11 protein-coding genes are annotated in these 16,735 nt (G+C 73.3%); 6 read left to right on the top strand and 5 right to left on the bottom strand.

What is annotated here, in order from left to right:
• Positions 1 to 428: 428 nt before the first annotated feature.
• From ABGA98_RS40210 to ABGA98_RS40200, 3 genes are all read left to right on the top strand, one after another.
• On the top strand, positions 429 to 821 hold the full coding sequence (locus tag ABGA98_RS40210) for a MerR family transcriptional regulator (protein WP_347623722.1): 393 nt from the start codon (positions 429 to 431) through the stop codon (positions 819 to 821).
• 195 nt (positions 822 to 1,016) lie between these two features.
• Entirely contained in the window at positions 1,017 to 2,267 is a 1,251-nt protein-coding gene (gene manA, locus ABGA98_RS40205; RefSeq protein ID WP_347623721.1) for a mannose-6-phosphate isomerase, class I, read from the top strand.
• Between the two features lie 69 nt (positions 2,268 to 2,336).
• The gene (locus ABGA98_RS40200) at positions 2,337 to 4,625 is read left to right on the top strand and encodes a LuxR C-terminal-related transcriptional regulator (RefSeq protein ID WP_347623720.1); all 2,289 of its coding nucleotides are present in this window, start codon (positions 2,337 to 2,339) and stop codon (positions 4,623 to 4,625) included.
• A gap of 319 nt (positions 4,626 to 4,944) precedes the next feature.
• On the opposite strand, the gene ABGA98_RS40195 is transcribed toward ABGA98_RS40200, so the two are convergent.
• Entirely contained in the window at positions 4,945 to 6,522 is a 1,578-nt protein-coding gene (locus ABGA98_RS40195) for an FAD-dependent oxidoreductase (RefSeq protein WP_347623719.1), read from the bottom strand.
• Between the two features lie 90 nt (positions 6,523 to 6,612).
• Here ABGA98_RS40195 and ABGA98_RS40190 point away from each other — a divergent pair, with 90 nt between their 5' ends.
• Positions 6,613 to 7,194 (top strand): helix-turn-helix transcriptional regulator, encoded by a 582-nt coding sequence (locus ABGA98_RS40190; RefSeq protein WP_347623718.1) that lies wholly within the window; start codon positions 6,613 to 6,615, stop codon positions 7,192 to 7,194.
• Positions 7,195 to 7,240: 46 nt separating this feature from the next.
• Here ABGA98_RS40190 and ABGA98_RS40185 read toward each other — a convergent pair whose 3' ends face one another.
• Positions 7,241 to 8,725, bottom strand: coding sequence for a hypothetical protein (locus tag ABGA98_RS40185; protein WP_347623717.1), 1,485 nt, complete (start codon positions 8,723 to 8,725; stop codon positions 7,241 to 7,243).
• A gap of 229 nt (positions 8,726 to 8,954) precedes the next feature.
• Entirely contained in the window at positions 8,955 to 9,533 is a 579-nt protein-coding gene (locus ABGA98_RS40180) for a hypothetical protein (RefSeq protein ID WP_347623716.1), read from the bottom strand.
• A 332-nt stretch (positions 9,534 to 9,865) separates the two neighbouring features.
• On the opposite strand from ABGA98_RS40180, the gene ABGA98_RS40175 reads away from it, so the two are divergent.
• Positions 9,866 to 10,948 (top strand): TIGR04222 domain-containing membrane protein, encoded by a 1,083-nt coding sequence (locus ABGA98_RS40175; protein WP_347623715.1) that lies wholly within the window; start codon positions 9,866 to 9,868, stop codon positions 10,946 to 10,948.
• A 186-nt stretch (positions 10,949 to 11,134) separates the two neighbouring features.
• A complete protein-coding gene (locus ABGA98_RS40170) occupies positions 11,135 to 12,052 on the top strand; it encodes a TIGR03620 family F420-dependent LLM class oxidoreductase (RefSeq protein WP_347623714.1) in 918 nt (305 codons plus the stop codon).
• Positions 12,053 to 12,124: 72 nt separating this feature from the next.
• Here the strand turns inward: ABGA98_RS40170 and ABGA98_RS40165 are convergent, their stop codons facing one another.
• Both ABGA98_RS40165 and ABGA98_RS40160 read right to left on the bottom strand, forming a co-directional pair.
• Positions 12,125 to 15,958 (bottom strand): S8 family serine peptidase, encoded by a 3,834-nt coding sequence (locus tag ABGA98_RS40165; protein WP_347623713.1) that lies wholly within the window; start codon positions 15,956 to 15,958, stop codon positions 12,125 to 12,127.
• 138 nt (positions 15,959 to 16,096) lie between these two features.
• On the bottom strand, positions 16,097 to 16,684 hold the full coding sequence (locus ABGA98_RS40160) for a helix-turn-helix domain-containing protein (protein ID WP_347623712.1): 588 nt from the start codon (positions 16,682 to 16,684) through the stop codon (positions 16,097 to 16,099).
• Positions 16,685 to 16,735 lie beyond the last annotated feature (51 nt).

The following is a 16,735-nucleotide window of genomic DNA, read 5'->3' as shown; positions in this document are numbered from 1 at the left end:
CGCAGAACGAGCACCATGACGAACTGCCCGGACGGACGTGGACAGCAGTGCGGAAACATGAGGAAAGGCAGGAAGGCAGAAGGTCGGACTGCCGCGGCCAGTGCGGTTGGTAGAGGGCCGGGGCGGTGGACGCGCTGCCGTTGCACAACGTCGACGCAGGCTGTCGACGCAGGAAAAACCGGAAAGGAGTGTTGAACGCCATCAGGATCGCCCGTTGCCGGCTGGATGTCATCGCCGCACGGGTACCGCAGCTCCACGAACAGGACGGTGGTCTACGGTCACGATTACGCGATCCCCGCACCTCGCCTCAGCTGGCGGGCGTCTGCGGAAGAAGTGAACCGGCCGGATGGCCGGTCGATGGTGTTAAACCTCATTCGGGCCCCGGCGCATCCATGCGCCGGGGCCCCTGTTCGCATTCAGGAAGGTTGATGGATCAAGCACACCAGGTGTCGCCCTCCGGGCGAAACCCGCACCACCGCACACAGGACACGGCGGCCGGCAAGGCGGCCGCCGCCTCCGGCAGTCCCGAGCAACGGCTCGATGACGACGACTACCCGGCCTACAGCATGGGCCGGGCCGCCGAGATCCTCGGCGTCAGCCCGGCGTTCCTGCGCAGTCTCGGCGCCGCCAAGCTGATCGAGCCGCTGCGCTCAGAAGGCGGCCACCGCCGTTTCTCCCGTTACCAGCTCCGCCTGGCCGCCCGTGCCCGCGAACTCGTCGATGCGGGCACGGCCTTGGAGGCGGCCTGCCGCATCATCATCTTGGAAGACCAGCTCGCCGAGGCGCTGCGCATCAACGAAGAACTGCGCCAACGTAACTGACCACCGCATTAGGGCCCCGGCAGAGCCGGGGTCACCGCGACCCACCACGCAGCATCGACGTCGTGACAGCGTCGCGACGAAAGGACGAGGCGGCTTGCCTGAGCCGTAGGAGTTCCGGGCCGCAACACGGCACCTGAGTGCTCACGCCCGCCGGTCGCGTTCTACGCTCCATGGACGACGATTGGAGCCGACGCCGTGCCACAGACCGACCTGCCACCGACCGGCGCCCCCATGCGCCTGGCCACCACCATCCGCCCCTACGACTGGGGCTCGGTCACCGCCCTGCCCGAGCTGTTCGGGACGGAACCCACCGGCCGGCCGCAGGCCGAACTCTGGATGGGCGCCCACCCCGGCGCCCCCTCGACCGTCGACGGCATCCCCCTCAACGACCTCATCGCCCGCGACCCCGCCGCCACCCTCGGCGAGCGCTCCACCACCCGGTTCGGGCCCGCGCTCCCCTACCTGCTGAAGGTCCTCGCCATCGAGCGGCCGCTCTCCCTCCAGGTCCACCCCACCACCGCGCAGGCCGAAGCCGGCTTCGCCGACGAGAACGCCCGCGGCGTCCCCCTCGACGACGCCACCCGCACCTACAAGGACGCCTCGCACAAGCCCGAGATGGTCTGCGCCATCACCCCCTTCCACGGCCTGTGCGGGTTCCGCGACCCGGCCGCCACCGCCGACCTGCTCGACCGCCTGCGCCTGCCGGACCTGCGGCCCTGGACCGACACGCTCCGCTCCGGCGAGCCGGACACCGCCCTGCGCACGGTGTTCGCCGAGATGCTCGACGACGCGTCCCGGCCGCTGCGCGCCCAGGTCGAGCGCGCCCTGCTGGACATCTGGCCCGACACCGGGCCTGACGCCGGGCCTGACGCCGAGCCCGACACCGGGCCCGGCACCGGCGGCGACGACCTCGCCCCCTACGCCGGCATCGCCCGCGCGTGCCCCGGCGACCCCGGCATCGTGGCCGCCCTCCTCCTCCACCACGTCGACCTGCTCCCCGGCCAGGCGCTCTACCTCGGCGCCGGGGTGCCCCACGCCTACCTCGGCGGCATCGGCGTGGAGATCATGGCCAACTCCGACAACGTGCTGCGCTGCGGCCTCACCACCAAGCACGTCGACATCCCCGAGCTCATGCGCGTCGTCGACTTCACGCCGGCCGCCCCGCACGTCGTCCCTCCCGGGTGCGACACCGCCGGCGAGCACCGCTACCGGCCGCCCGCCCCCGAGTTCGCGCTCACCCGCTACGACCTGACCGGCCAGGCCGTCCACACCCTGCCCGGCGGCGTGCCGCGGATCGTGCTCTGCCTCGACGGCGAGAGCCGCCTCGGCGACGGCCTCACGTTGCACCCCGGGCAGTCGGCCTTCGTGCCGGCCGCCGCGCCGCCGGTGCGGCTTTCCGGCAAGGGCACCGCGTACGGCGCCGAACCCGGCGCCTTTACAATGTAGATTCCTAGGCGTCGAAGCTCGGGCTCCGGGCGGCCGAAGCCCGCTTGACCTCGCACGTTACTGTAAGACATGGTCACGAAACGGCGCGGCGGCAACCTTCCGCGCGAACTGACCAGCTTTGTCGGCCGCCGCCACGAGCTCGCCCGGGCCCGGCGGCTCATGACCCAGACCCGCATGCTGACGCTGACCGGCGCCGGCGGTGTGGGCAAGACGAGGCTCGCGCTGCGCATCGCGGCCGACGCGCGCCGGGCGTTCCGTGACGGTGTGTGGCTGGTCGACGTCGCCCCCCTGACCGACGGCGAGTCACTCGCGCCCGCCGTCGTCGACGCCCTGGGATTCCGCGACGAATCGCCGCGACGGCCCGACTCCGGTCTGGCGGAATTGCTGGAGTCCAGGCAGCTGCTCCTGGTGCTGGACAACTGCGAGCACATCCCCCTGGCGGTTGCCGTACTGGCCGGCAAGCTGCTGGGCGCGGCCCCCGAGCTACGGATCCTCGCGACCAGCCGCGAGGCCCTCGGCGTGGAGGGCGAGTGCGTGTTCACGGTGCCGCCGCTCGCCCTGCCCGAGCGCGGGAAGTCCCCGGCCACCAACGAGGCGGTGACCCTGTTCGCCGAGCGGGCGGCGGCCGTCCAGCCGGACTTCGCCCTCGGGGACGACAGCGAGCCGGTGGCCGAGCTGTGCCGGCGGCTGGACGGCGTTCCGCTGGCCATCGAGCTCGCCGCGGCGCGGCTGCGGGTGCTGCCCGTGGCCCAGATCCTCGATCGGATGCACGACCGGTTCCGGCTGCTGGCGGACCGCCGGCAGGCCGCCGTCCCCCGGCACCGGACGCTGCGCGCGGCGATCGACTGGAGCTACGACCTGTGCGATCCCGCCGAACGCACCCTGTGGGCCCGGTTGTCGGTGTTTCCCGGCGAGTTCGGCCTGGAAGCCGCTGAGCAGGTCTGCTCCGGCGACGGGATCGCCGCCGACGAGGTGTTCGACCTGCTCGTCGGGCTGCTGGACAAGTCGATCCTGACGCGCGCCGAGCGCGCCGGGCGCGCCCGCTACCGCTTCCTCGACGCCATCAGGGAGTACGGCCATGGCATCCTGGCGGACTCCGGCGAGGAGCCGGTGCTGCGCCGGAGGCACCGCGACCACTATCTGAGCCTGGCGCGGCGGGCACGGCACGAGTGGTTCGGCCCCGACCAGGCGGAGTGGGTCACCAGGCTCCAGCACGAGAAGGACGGCATCAGGACGGCGCTGGAGTTCAGCCTCGACGAGCCCGGCGAGGCGCACGCGGCGCTGGAGATCGTCAGCTCGCTGTGGCATTACTGGCTCTTCGCCGCGGGTTCGTTCGGCGAGGGCCGCCGCCTGCTGTCCCGGGCCCTGGAGTCGGCCCCCGAGGCCACTCCGGTCCGCGCCGACGCGCTGTGGGTGGCCGCCTGGTTCGCGCTCAGGCAGGGCGACCTGGACGCGGCCATGCCCTTGCTCAGCGAGTGCCGCGACCTCGCGCTGCGGCTGGACCATCCGGCCGCGCTGATGAGTGCCGCCCATTTCTCAGGGCTGGCCGCCCACCTGAGGGGCGAGCACCGCGAGGCGCTCGCGCTGCTGCTGGAGGCGCGCGAGCGCTACTTGGCCGACGGCGATCAGGCGGGCGTGTGGATGGCACTGTTCCACCTGGTCATCGTCCACTCGGCGCTGGGCGACAGTGACCAGGCCGCGTCCTCGGCGGCCGAGTGCCTGGCGATGTGCGAGGGCCGCAGCGCCTACCTGTCCAGGTCCAACGCGCTGTGGGTGGCGGGCCTGGCGCACTGGTTCCAGGGGGCGCAGGACCAGGCGGCGGCGCTGGTCAAGAAGGGGCTCGACGTCATGCGCCGCCACGACGACCGGTGGGGCGTCGCCGAGAGCCTGGAGGTGCTGGCCTGGATCGGGGCGGCGAACGGCCAGGAGGAGCGGGCGGCCACCCTGTTCGGCGCCGCCGGCACGGCGTGGAGGGCGGTCGGCACGGCGACGCCCGGGCTGCGGCCTTTCACCGACTTCCACAACATCTGCCAGACGCGGGTGCGCGGCGCCATGGGCGGCGGCGCGTACATGAGCGCCTTCCAGCGGGGCGCCGGCCTGTCCCCCGACCAGGCCGTCGACTACGCGCTCGACATCGACCGCAGCTCCTCGGCCGAACGCCCGCAGCCCTCCGTCCTCACTCCCCGCGAGCAGGAGGTGGCCGAGCTGGTCGCCCAGGGACTGAGCAACAAGGAGATCGCCGCCAGGCTGGTCATCGCGCCGCGCACCGCCGAAGGGCACGTCGAGCACATCTTGACCAAGCTGTCCCTCTCGTCCCGGGTCCAGATCGCGACGTGGTTCACCACCCACGGCCGCTAGAACGGGCGACGCCGAGTCCCCATCCGGCGCTGTCGCCGCGAGGGCCGTCCGGGCGCCGGGCGTCGGCGCTCCGGGACAGCGGGGCCCCCTCAGGCGTTGGGGCACCGTCGGGGTGGAGCAGGCTCGCCGCGCACGCGCACGCGCACGCGCCCGCGTGAGCCGGGAGCGCCGGCGCCACGAGCGCGACGACCGTCAGGACCAGCGCGACCATGACACGGGACAACCGTCGCATGGGACACCCCCTCCGCACGGAACGGCCGCGGGGGACGGGGCCGCGTGATCAGAAGATCAGGGCTCAGCGGCCCCGTCAACGACGACCCTAGGGGAGGCGGCGGATCTTCAGCACGTTGTCGGTGCGGGTGCCCGGCCGGCCCTCGGGGTCGTGCTGGCTGCGCTCGTACTCCTCGCTGCGCAGCACCTCCCACTCCCCCTCCGGCAGGTCGAGCGCGTCGAGCACGTCCTGGGTCGTCGGGAAGTGCACGCCGGGCATCGGGTCGTGCTCCCAGCTCGGCCAGCCGCCGTGCCCGAGGACGAGCAGCACCCCGCCGGGCGCGACGGCCGCCGCCGCGGAGCGCAGGATCTTCTCGCGCGGCAGCTCGCTCTTCGAGTGCAGGAACGAGGCGGAGACCAGGTCGTAGTGCCCGTCGGGGAACGTGCTGCCCAGGTCGTGCCGCTGCCAGTCGATGCGGTCGGCCACCTCCGCGGCCTTGGCGTGCTCGGCGGCCCGGTCGAGCGCGACGCGGGAGATGTCGGTGGCGGTCACCCGCCAGCCCCGCTCCGCGAGCCAGATCGCGTCGGCGCCCTCGCCGCATCCCAGGTCGAGCGCCCGGCCCGGCTCCAGGTCGGTGGCCTCGCGCACGAGCATGACGTTGGGCCGCCCGCTCCAGATCTGCGGGCGCTCGGTGTAGAAGGCGTCCCAGAACTCCTCCGGGGAGATCTGGCCGCCCGCGTGCGCCCGGCGGAGGGCGACGGCCCGGCGGGTCTCCTCGGCGATCAGGTCGGCGTTGATGGCCGCGCCCGCGCGCACGCCCGCCGCCGCCGCGCCGATGACCTGCTCGACCAGGTTCGTCACGTTCCCCGCCACCCACACGCCGGGCACGCTGGTCGCACCCGCCGGATCGGCGGGGACGTAGGTGCCGACCACGTGCCCGGCCATCTCCTGCTCGGCCGTCTCCAGCCCCAGCCCGGCGAGCAGGCCGGAGCGCGCGGTCAGCCGGGTGGCGACGGCGAGGGCCCGGCGCGGCACGACCGTGCCGTTCACCCGCACGCCGCTGAGCCGCCCGCCGGTCAGCTGCAGCCCGGTGACACGTCCTTCCACCACCGTGACGTCCCTGGCGACGAGCTGCTCGACCTCCTCCTCGCCGAACTCGGGCGCGGTGTGGCGGAAGAGGGTCACGTCGTCGCTCCACTGCCGCCACAGCAGGGCCTGGTGCACGGCGAGCGGGCCGGTGGCCACGACGCCGATCGGCTGGTCGCGTACCTCCCAGCCGTGGCAGTACGGGCAGTGCAGCACGTCGCGGCCCCACCGCTCGGCCAGCCCCGGCACGTCGGGCAGCTCATCGACCAGCCCGGTGGTCACCAGCAGCCGGGCGGCCTCGACCTGCGACCCGTCGGCGAGCACGAGCCGGAACCCCTTGCCGGCACGCTCGGCGGTCTCGACCGTGCCCGTGACGATCTCGCCTCCGTACCCGGTCACCTCCTCGCGGCCCGCCGCCAGCAGCTCGTGCGGCGGCACGCCCTCGCGCCCCAGGTAGACGTGCACACCATCGGCGGGCGCGTTGCGCGGCTCCCCCGCGTCGATCACCAGCACCCTGCGCCGCGCCCTGGCCAGCGTGAGCGCGCCGCTCAGCCCGGCGGCGCCGCCGCCGACGACGATCACGTCATATCTCGTTTCCATTGCCGCTCCTCTTGTCCGTGTGGTGCGGCCACTGTCCGCGACGAGGCGCGGGTTTGACAAATATCATTGCCGAAATGGCAAGCTGGATCCATGGAACTCGACGAAGTGCTGCAGGCGGTGGGGCCGCGGCTGCGGGCGTTGCGGCAGGAGCGCGGCGTGACGCTGGCGCAGTTGTCCACGAGCACGGGCGTCTCCGTCAGCACGCTGTCGCGCCTGGAGGCCGGGCAGCGCAAGCCGACACTGGAGTTGCTGCTCCTGCTGGCCACGGCCCACCAGGTGCAGCTCGACGAGCTGATCGACGCGCCCGTCACCGGCGACCCGCGGGTGCACATGCGGCCGGTCAAGCTCAGGGGAGGCAGGACGTACATCCCGCTGACCCGCCGGCCGGGCGGGTTGCAGGCGTTCAAGCAGATCTACCCGCCGCACTGGCCGGGCTGCGAGCTGGAGCAGCAGGTCCATGAGGGTTACGAGTGGCTGTACGTCCTGTCGGGGCGGCTGCGCCTGCTGCTCGGGCGGCACGACGTGATCCTCACCCCGGGCGAGGCGGCCGAGTTCGACACGCGCACGCCGCACGCCTTCGCCAACCCCGACTCCGAGCCCGCCGAGGTGCTGGCGCTGTTCGGCCCGCAGGGCGAGCGCATGCACGTCAGAGCCAAGCCCGCCCCCAAATGAGGGCGGGCCGGTCTCTCGGCCGCCGGGAGGCGGCGTTGCCCTACGATCAGCGAACGACGTGGATCCTGAAGTACGCGACGGTGCCGCGCGGGTCCGGGTTGAGGTGGGTGCGCTCGACGGCCGCACGGAACCGGTACCTGCCGGGGGCGACGTCGTCGGCCGCGATCCGCAGGTTGAGCTCCACCGTCTGCCCCGGGTAGATGGTGTCGATCGTGCAGGTCACCTCGCCGCGCGTCCCCTCGCAGTCGGACTCGGAGTCGGGCACCAGGCGGAACCCGCGCGGCAGCCTGACGCTGACGGGCACGTCCGCCGCACCGCTCAGGCCGTTCATGGCGACCGTCAGTGTGGCTATGGTGCTCTCGCCCTGCTCGATCGTCCCGTCCGCCACGTCCGCGCTGATCGACAGCTGGTCGTAGACCCCCTCCGGGTCGGCCGCCTTGACGATGGCGCCGTACGAGTCGATGCCCAGCGCCGTGGCGGTGGTGCTGCCGTTGTCGCCGTTGTGCGACCGGCCCGTGGAGGTCACGCCGACGAGGCCGCTGCCCGGGGCGCGCAACATCCACGGACCGCCGTTGTCGCCGTCGACCAGCTGGCAGTTGTGGGTGGTCAGCCCGCCGAACCGCACGTCGTTATGGCGCGGCTCGTAGGGGCGGGCCGGGCGGGTGCGGCCCTCGCACCACATCTGGTCCTTGCCCTGGTAGGCGCGGTTCTTGTGCACGGCCGGGTAGCCGATCGTGTTGACCTTGAAATAGCCTCCCTGGTTGCGCAGCACGGTGTAGCCGCCCACCCGGTCCTGCAACGTCTGGTCGGTGTAGATGTTCTCGACCTCCACGAGCGCGACGTCGTACGGCGAGTTGGCGCCCCCGCCCTCGTGGCCGGTGTAGGCGCTCGGCTTCCACGCGCGCACCGCCCCCCAGCGGCTGTACGGCTCCCGCTCCTTCCGCCCGTCGTAGGCGGGCACGAACAGCAGGTAACGATGCCAGCCGTGGTGCCGCGGATCCTGGCGGTATCCCCCTTCGTGGTGGTCGCCGGGCTCGCCGTACACGCACTGCGCGGCGGTGACGATCAGCGACTCGTCGCGCGAGCGCACCACGGCCCCGGTGCAGGACCTGAGCTTGTCGTGGGCGTCGACGAAGAACAGCCGGCCGGCCGCGCGGGTGTGCGGGAGCTTGCTGTAGGGGCGCCGGACCTTGCCGTAGCCGTTGCTGTCACCGCCGGGCGTCAGCCGCTGGGACGACGGGATGCCGGTGACCCGCGCCGCGCCCTCGCCGTGGTACGGCGTCAGCTCGGTCTCCGGCAGGGGCGCGCCGAGCGCGGCCGCCATGCGGGCGGGCGTCCAGAAGTCGCTCGACTCGTGGGCGTCCATCTCCGGCGACTTGTCCGCGCCGTGCGGCCACCGCGGGCGCGTGTCCGCCGGCCCCGCCGCGGGCGCAGCGGCCCGACCGGCCCCCGACGCGGCGGCCACCGGCACCATGAGGCCGGCCATGGCCAGGGCGGCGGCCGTCGTGATCGGGATGGTCCGTGATCTCATCTGTCCCCCTGAACAGGCGATGACTGAATGACGGGGAAACTGTAAGTCATCGACGTGACACCCTCCGTGCATGTCGGCGGGCGTCGACCACACTCGCGCCGGTTACGGGGGTTGCGCGCTGCCGGGCGTGTCGGCACCCGACGGCCATAGCAGGAAATATCACCATGCGCACCGACCGTGCGAAATCATCCGTCACGGGCGATATCACCTTGGACGATGGGGGATGCGCCTATGAGCGGCGGCGCCGCCGTTCGTCGACCAGGGACCAGGCGTCCTCCCACGCGCGGTACCGGCCGCGGTTCACCAGCCACCGGAAGCCCGCCAGGGCCGTCAGCACCGCCGCCACCGCGGCCAGCATGACGAGCATCCCCGTCACCACGCCCGCGACGTGGATCTCCACCGCGGTCGGCGGCGGGAGCGCCGGCCGGCCGGTCTCGTCGACCCAGATCCGCACCGTCGTGCCCGCCTTGGCCAGGGCGGGCGCGCGTACCTGACCGGTGTGCTCCTGCCCGGAGGGCATCCGCCACCGCGCCTCGACCGGGCCGCCCCTGGGCACCGAGCCCAGCGACGTCGGGCTGACGGGCACGTCCGCCAGCAGCGTCGCGTCCACCTGCAACCGCCCGCCGGCGCCCGCGCTCGCCGCGCTCTGGTACGCCTGCCGCCCGGCCGTCACCGCGGGCCACACGCTGAGCAGCACCAGCAGCACGGCGACCAGCAGCGCGAGACTTTCCAGGCGGTCGGATCGGCGGCGCAGCGGGTTGCGGTCGAACCGGTATCTCCGCACTTGTCGCATCACCGAGTCGCGCATCACGAACACCCCCTGACGGCACTCTCCGGGTGGCGCCATCCGGCAGAGGCATGGGTCCCTCATAGGTCCCTGCCCGCCCGAACCCCGCTGTATCAGGATATTTCCTGGTTAAACCCGACATGGGCGCATGCCGCGCGCAAGCCCCGCGTTCCACGCCGAGACGGGTCGCGGCCGGGCCGGCGCCGCACGGTGATCACCGGATCGCGGCCCCCGCTCGCGGCACTTCTGCTCGTTCTGCTCATCCGCCGGGGAACCGCCGGCCCGACGGGGAACGTCTCTCAAGCACAGGGGGCCGCCTGCGTTTCATCATTTCTCTGCTCAAGGGGAGACACATGGACGGGGTTTCCTACGCGATCGCCATCTCGCTGGTCGCACTCATCGCCCTCGCCGCGGCACGTACACACCTGGCGTTGTACGCCGCCCGATCCCGGACGGCGGCCGCCACAGGCTCTCCACTCGACCTCTACCAGGCGGCCTATCTCGCGGGCGGGCCGCGCCGGGTGATCAACACGGCGCTGGTCTCGCTGGTCGCCCAGAGTGGGGTGCGGGTGTCCAGCGAGGGGGTCGTCACGGCGGTGCAGGGCTTCCGGCCGAGCAAGCGGGTCCGGATCGAGCGAGCGGTCTACCGGCAGGTCAAGGGCGAGGTGGGTGGATCCACCGCTGCCGAGGTGCGCCACGGCGTCGGCAACGCGGAAGCGATGCGATGGTTGTCCACGCCCCTGCTGCGGCGGGGCTACCTGATGCCGCCGGCCGTCCGGGTGAGGGCGCGGCGGCGTACCAGCCTGCTGGTCGTCCTCGCGGCGCTGGCGGGGCTCGCGGCCGCGGTGGGGACGGCTCTGCACGGGCCCGTGGGCGCGGTCGCCATCGCGGTCGTGGCCGCCGTGGCCGGGCTCGGCTGCTCGTTCCTGCTCCGCCGGCGGCTGGCCGACCCGCTCACCAAGGCCGGACGGGCGGCGCTGGAGCGGGCGGACGTCCGGGCCCTCGCGGACGGCACGTGGCAGAGTTCCGACGACATCAGCGAGGTGGCGTTGTACGGGTTGACGAAGCTGCCCGACCGGCGGCTCGCCGACACGCTGCGCCGCGACACCCGGGCCAGGACCCGATCGCGCGCCGCGTGCTGCGCTCCAGGGCACTGCGGGTCGTACGGAAGGAGGAGCATCCCGGTCCACAACGCCGCCATCGGCTCCGGCGGAGGGTCGTGCGGTGGCGGGTCGTGCGGTGGCGGCTTCTTCGACTTCGGCAGCCTGTTCGGCTCCGACCGCTCGGGGTCGCACTCGGGCGGCGGCCACGGCGGAGGCGGGGACAGCGGAGGCTACGGCGGAGGCGACTTCAGCGGCGGCGGCAGCAGCGGCGGCAGCGGGGACGGCGGAGGCGGTGGCTGCGGCGGAGGCGGCTGCGGCGGGGGCGGTATGTGACAGAAGCGGCGCGTGCCGGAGGTGGCGCGCCACGAAGGGGGCGCGCCACGAGGCCGGCGCATCACGAGCGCGTGCCGGGCGCGTGGCGAAGACGACGGCGAGTCATGAGGCGGGCCTTGCGCTACGCCGACGTTACGCCACATATCGTGGTGGCCTGGGTGACTGGTGACTGAGGTGGTGACTGCGATGCCGGAGGCGAGCATCGACGTGGCGGCGCTGAAGCGGCGCATGGGGCGGGTGGGCGTCTGGAACGCCACGCTGACCGGCGAGTCCGCCGCGGTCGAGCGGGACGCGGCGGGCGAGATCGAGAGCCTGGGCTTCGGCACGCTGTGGTTCGGTGAGACCCCGGCGGGCAAGGAGTCGCTGGTCCATGCGGGGCTGCTGCTCGACGCGACCCGGAGCATGATGATCGCCACCGGGATCGCCAGCATCTGGGCCCGCGACGCCACCGCCGCGGCGAACGGCGCGAGCGCGCTCGCCGAGGCGTACGGCGGACGGTTCGTGCTCGGCCTGGGCGTGAGCCACGCGCCCGCCGTGGAGATGCGCGGCCATGACTACAGCAGGCCGGTGTCGGCGATGCGCGACTACCTCGACGCCATGGACGCGGCGAAATACGGCGGCCCGCTGCCCGCGCCGGCGCCGCGGCTGCTGGCCGCGCTCCGCCCCCGGATGCTGGAGCTGTCCGCCCAGCGCACGCAGGGGGCGCACCCCTACTTCGTCCCCGTGGAGCACACCACGCGCGCCCGTGCCGTCCTCGGCCCCGATCCCGTGCTCGCGCCGGAGCAGACGGTCGTGCTGGACAGCGATCCGGCACGCGCGCGGCAGACCGCCCGCCGCTTCATGTCGCTCTACCTCGGCCTGCCGAACTACGTGAACAACCTGCTCGACCTGGGCTGGAGTGAGGACGACGTCACCGATGGCGGCAGCGACGCGCTGGTCGACGCCATCGTGGCCTGGGGCGACCCGGAGGCGATCATCGAGAGGGTGCGCGACCACCTCGACGCGGGCGCCGACCACGTCTGTGTCCAGCCGCTCGCCGCCACGACAGAAGACCTGCTGGAACACCTGCGCGTCCTGGTCGGCGCCGGCCTCGCCTCGGTCTGACCCGGTCCGTTCGAGGCGGGGCGCCGGCCCCGCCTCGATCCGACCCGGCTCAGCTCCCGCGCGGTCCGAGGCTCACTTCAGCGCGTACGCCCGCTCGATGGTCTGCGTGACCGTGGCTCCGGCCTCGTTCGACGCGGTGACCCGCAGCGAGACGTACCCGCTGGTGGCGCGGAGCGGCGGATGCACCACGAGCGCCTGGTAGCGGTCCTGGCCCCGCTTCCCGGTGAGCGCCGGCAGCCAGGTGGCGCCGTCGTCGACCGAGTACTCGGCCTTGAGCCGCTTGACCGCGTGCTGCTTCGGGACCGATCCGTGCGGGCCCGCCCCGATCTCGAACGTGAACGGCAGGCCGGCCCGCGCCCGGTTCAGCAGGTCGAGCGGGAGGTCGTAGCTGAGCAGGATCGCCGGCTGGACGGCGCACGACGGCCCGTACGAGCAGGTCTGCCCGTCAGGCGTGCCGGACGGCGGCGAGGAGGCGAACGACCACTCGGTGCTCACCTGCGGCGACAGTGTCCGTTTGGTGGTGTCGACGCTCTCCAGCCGGTACGCCGCGCTCCCCTCGGGGACGGTGAACGAGCGGGGCGCGCGCCCCTGCACCGGGATCTCCCGGTCGCCCGCGAACAACCGTGGCGCGGACTTGACCTCGGCCGTGCTCAGGTCGGTGAGGTGGCGCGGGTCGGAGTCCGACCACCGGTCGAGCGGCACGAACCGGTCACCGTCGCGGCACATCACGCACGGCACGCCGGCCGGGTAACCCTTGGGCTGCTCGGCGGCGCCCGGCGCCAGGGGCGCCTTGAACCAGTGCTCGCTCTGCCGGCGGTCGTGCCGGGTGAAGCGGTCGCTGGAGTGCAGGCGCAGGCTCTGGTTGCTGATCTCGCGGCTCCAGGTGACCTTGTCGTCGACCGGGCCGAAGTACTCGGTGCGGGCCAGCGGCATGGTGAGCGGCTGCCCGTACGTGATCTCGCCAGGCTCCTCGCCCGTGGTGGACGACCCGAACTCCCGGCCGGCGGTGCCCGGCTGGTCGGCGTGGTACTGGGCGTCGATGCGCACGAGGTCCCGGGTGTCCACCTTCGGGGCCTTGCTGGGGATCCGGTCGCGCTCGTCGTAGCGCAGGCGGTACACCGGTCCCCCGTCGTCCGGCACCAGGCGCATGGAGACCGGCCGCCCGTCCACGGCGGCGCGCAGCGCGCGGCCCTGTTCGGCGCTCAGCCCCAGCCCCAGGAACGTCCTGGTGGAGTAGGGCGCCCTGGCCCTGCCTCCGTCGACGTCGAGGTAGCCGGCGAAGCCGGCGGCGCCGCGCTCGGCGGCGAGCCTGGCGGCCTGGTCCATCGCGCCGGCCGCGTCCCGGTACGAGGCGTCCCCGACCGGCACTCCGGCCAGGACCAGCTTGCCCGCCACGTCGACGTCCTGGAAGTCCGCCTCCCTGCCCTGTCCCACGGACACGACGGGAAGGGTGCGGTCCCCGGTCAGGGCGGCGTGCGTGTCGGCGACGTCGTAGACGGGGTCGAGCCGGAGCCGGCCCGCGGTCGCGGAGGCCAGCGCGGCGGGGTCGAGCCGCCACCCGTGGGAGAGCCGCATCTCGCCGGCTTGGACCCTGCCGACGGGCGTGACGTAGAGGTCCTGGCCGGGGCCGGTGCCCGCGTACACGGCGACGGGGTTGTCGCGGTCGGTGAACGTGCGGACGTACCAGGCCCTTCCGTCGCCTTCGGTCTTCTCCCCGGTGACCGGCCGGATCGGCGCGGTGTCACGGGCGTCCAGGGTGACGGTCCTGTCGCCGTCGAGCGTGACGGTTGCGATGACCATGCTGCTCCGGTTCGCGGTCGTCGCGTCGTTGATCACCGTGACGACCTCGTACTCGCCCGCGGGCAGCGGCACCTGCCGGTCGCCCCGGGCGTCGGTGCGGGCGGTGTAGTAACCGGCCGGGTGGAACGGGTCCTCGGGGCTGACCTTCCGTTTCGTCGGGATGTAGTAGACGAGCGGCTCGGTGCCCTCGCGTCCGCTGCCGAACTCCTTGACGCCGTAGGAGTTGATCAGCGAGACGGTCAGCTGGTGGGTGGGCAGGCCGGTGTAGTAGCTGAACGGCGTGACCAGTTCGGCGCCGCCGCCGCTCGCGGTGATCCAGCCGCCGTACGCGCCGATCTCCCCCTTGGCGGGATCGACGGTGACGTCGACGGTGGCGGAGCCGTTCGCGGGCACGGTGACGCTCCCGGCGCTGAGGCTCACCGCCCCTTCGGGCGCGGGCCTGCCGCTCCAGCCGCGGGTCGCGGGCGCGACGGCCAGGGTGACGTCCTCGCTCCCGGTGTTGCGGTACGTGACCTGCCGCGTGACGGGCTCGCCGGCGAGCACGCGGAAGTCGACGGCCCAGGTCGCGAACACCTGCTGGGTGACCGCGCGGGCCACGTCGACGCGGCCGCTGCCCTGCTCGAACCAGCTGTGGCCGCCGTCGCGCGCGGCGGTGGAGGTCAGCGCGTCGCGCAGCTCGCCGGCGTCCCAGCCGGGGTGCTGCTGGGCCAGGATCGCCGCGGCGCCGGCCACGTGCGGGGTGGCCATGGAGGTGCCCGAGCCGGTGGTGTAACGCTCGTTGCCCGGGTACGGTTCGCCGGACGAGGCGGAGGAGAGGGCGGCCACGATGCCGTCGCCGGGGGCGACGATGTTCGGCTTGACGGCCGCGTCGTGCAACCGGGGTCCCCTGCTGGAGAAGCCGCTCAGCGACGTGCCGGTGTCCTTGTCCACCGAGCCGACGGCGACGGCCTCGCCGGCGGCGGCGGGGGTGTCCACCGCGAGCGTGTCCCCGGCGTTGCCGGCGGCGGCGACGAACAGCGTGCCGTGTTTCCTGGTGAGCTCGTCGACGGCCTGGCTCATCGGGTCGGTGCCGCCGCCGCAGCAGCTGCCCAGGCTCAGGTTGACCACGTCGGCGCCCTGCTCGGCGGCCCATTCCATGCCGGCGATGGCCCACGACCAGTCGCCTCTGCCGTTGTCGCCGAGCACCTTGCCGATCAGCAGGGAGGCGCCGGGCGCGACGCCCTTGTACGTCCCTCCCGACGCGCTGCCGGAGCCGGCGATGGTGGAGGCGACGTGGGTGCCGTGGCCCTTCTTGTCGGTGATGTCCGGTGACGTGGTGAAGTTCTCGCTGGCGGCGATCTTCCCGGCGAGGTCGGGGTGCTCGGCGTCGATGCCCGTGTCGAGCACGGCGACCTTGGTCCCGGTGCCGTCGAAGCCCTTCTCCCAGCCGGCGGGCGCGCCGATGAGCGGCACGCTCTTGTCGAGCGACGCGGTGACCTGCCGGTCCAGCCAGACTTTGGCGATGCCGCCGGCCGTCCTCTCGAGCGCGGGCCGCTCGCCGAGGAAGCCGTTCCAGAACCGGCCCGCGTCGGCCGGCTTCACGGTGAGCGCGGCCCCGTCGACGCTGGGCAGCGGGCGCACGTCCGTGGCGCCGGCCAGGGCTCTCGCGGTCGCGGGCAGCGCGGACGCGGTGGGCTCGCCCCGGTAGGTGACCAGCAGCGGGATGCGGTCGGTACGCCCTTCTCGGGCCAGCGTGACGACGTCGAACAGCGTCTCGTCCAGGGTTCCGGACGAGACCAGCGGCGCGGCGTCGGACGGAAGGACCAGCCGGCCGCCGTTCCCGGCCGGGAGGGTCGCGAAGGTGACGGGCGTGCCGTCGGGGCGCGGGGCCTCCTGGATGGAGATCTTGGGTACGCCGTCCTTGACCGGCGTGTACGTGACGACGTCGCCGGTGATGAGCGTGATGGTCAGCGGCGCGCCGGCTTCGGCGGCGACCTGGCCGGCCGTTGCGGGGACCGCGGTGATGGTCTGGCCGGGAGGGGCGGCGTGGCCGGGGCTCGCGCCGAGGGCGAGGACGAGTGCGGCGCCGGCTAAGAGCGCCGGGAGCCTGTGGTGCCGGTGGTGCACGAGGGTTCTCTCTTCAGCTACCGGTGGGAACGCTCCCACGCTGGAAGATCGGGTTCGCCTCCCTTCTATCAGCGCCCACAGGGCCCTCAACCGGCGCGGGCCAATTTTCGGTATACCGAATCGGCGTCCCGCGACGGGTCAGACGTTCCTGTAGGGGCGCAGCGTCTCGTCGAGGGCGTCGCGCATCGCGTCGGCGAGGGCGCCCTCGCCGGTCAGCGCCCAGAGGATGAGCACGCCGTTGTAGGTCACCTGCACCGCGTGGGCCAGCCGCGCGACGTCCGTCTCGCCAGCGAGCTCCCCCGCCGCCACCGCCTCGGCCAGCAGCGCGGCCATCTCGTCGCGCGTACGACGGGCGTGCTCGGCGGCGTGCGCGCGGAACCCGGTGTCGGTCAGGTCGAGTTGCAGGAAGCCGAGGCTGTTGGCCAGCGCTTCGGGGGTGGCCACGCCCTCCGACAGGCCTGCCACGGCGGCCCGCAGCGCCTCCAGCGGCGACCCGTGCTCCTGCCTGGCCCGCAGGAACGGCTGCGCCACGCTCTCCTTGGCCTGCCCGGCCACCGCGAGGAGCAGGCCGCGTTTGGAGCCGAACCGCTGCACGAGGGTGGCCGGGGACAGCCCGGCCTCCTGCGCGACCGCGGCCAGGGTGAGGCTCTGCGGCCCGTGCCGGCCGATCGCGCGGGCGGCGGCTTGGAGGATCGCCTCGTCGCTGGTCGTCCGGGGCCTGCCCATGGTGCCTCCGCTGGTCAACGAACGGTCATTCATGGTATCCGCCGAGGCCGG

It is taken from the genome of Nonomuraea sp. B1E8, assembly GCF_039871515.1.
Taxonomy (GTDB): Bacteria; Actinomycetota; Actinomycetes; order Streptosporangiales; family Streptosporangiaceae; genus Nonomuraea.
This window is presented reverse-complemented; position numbering and strand designations above follow the sequence as displayed.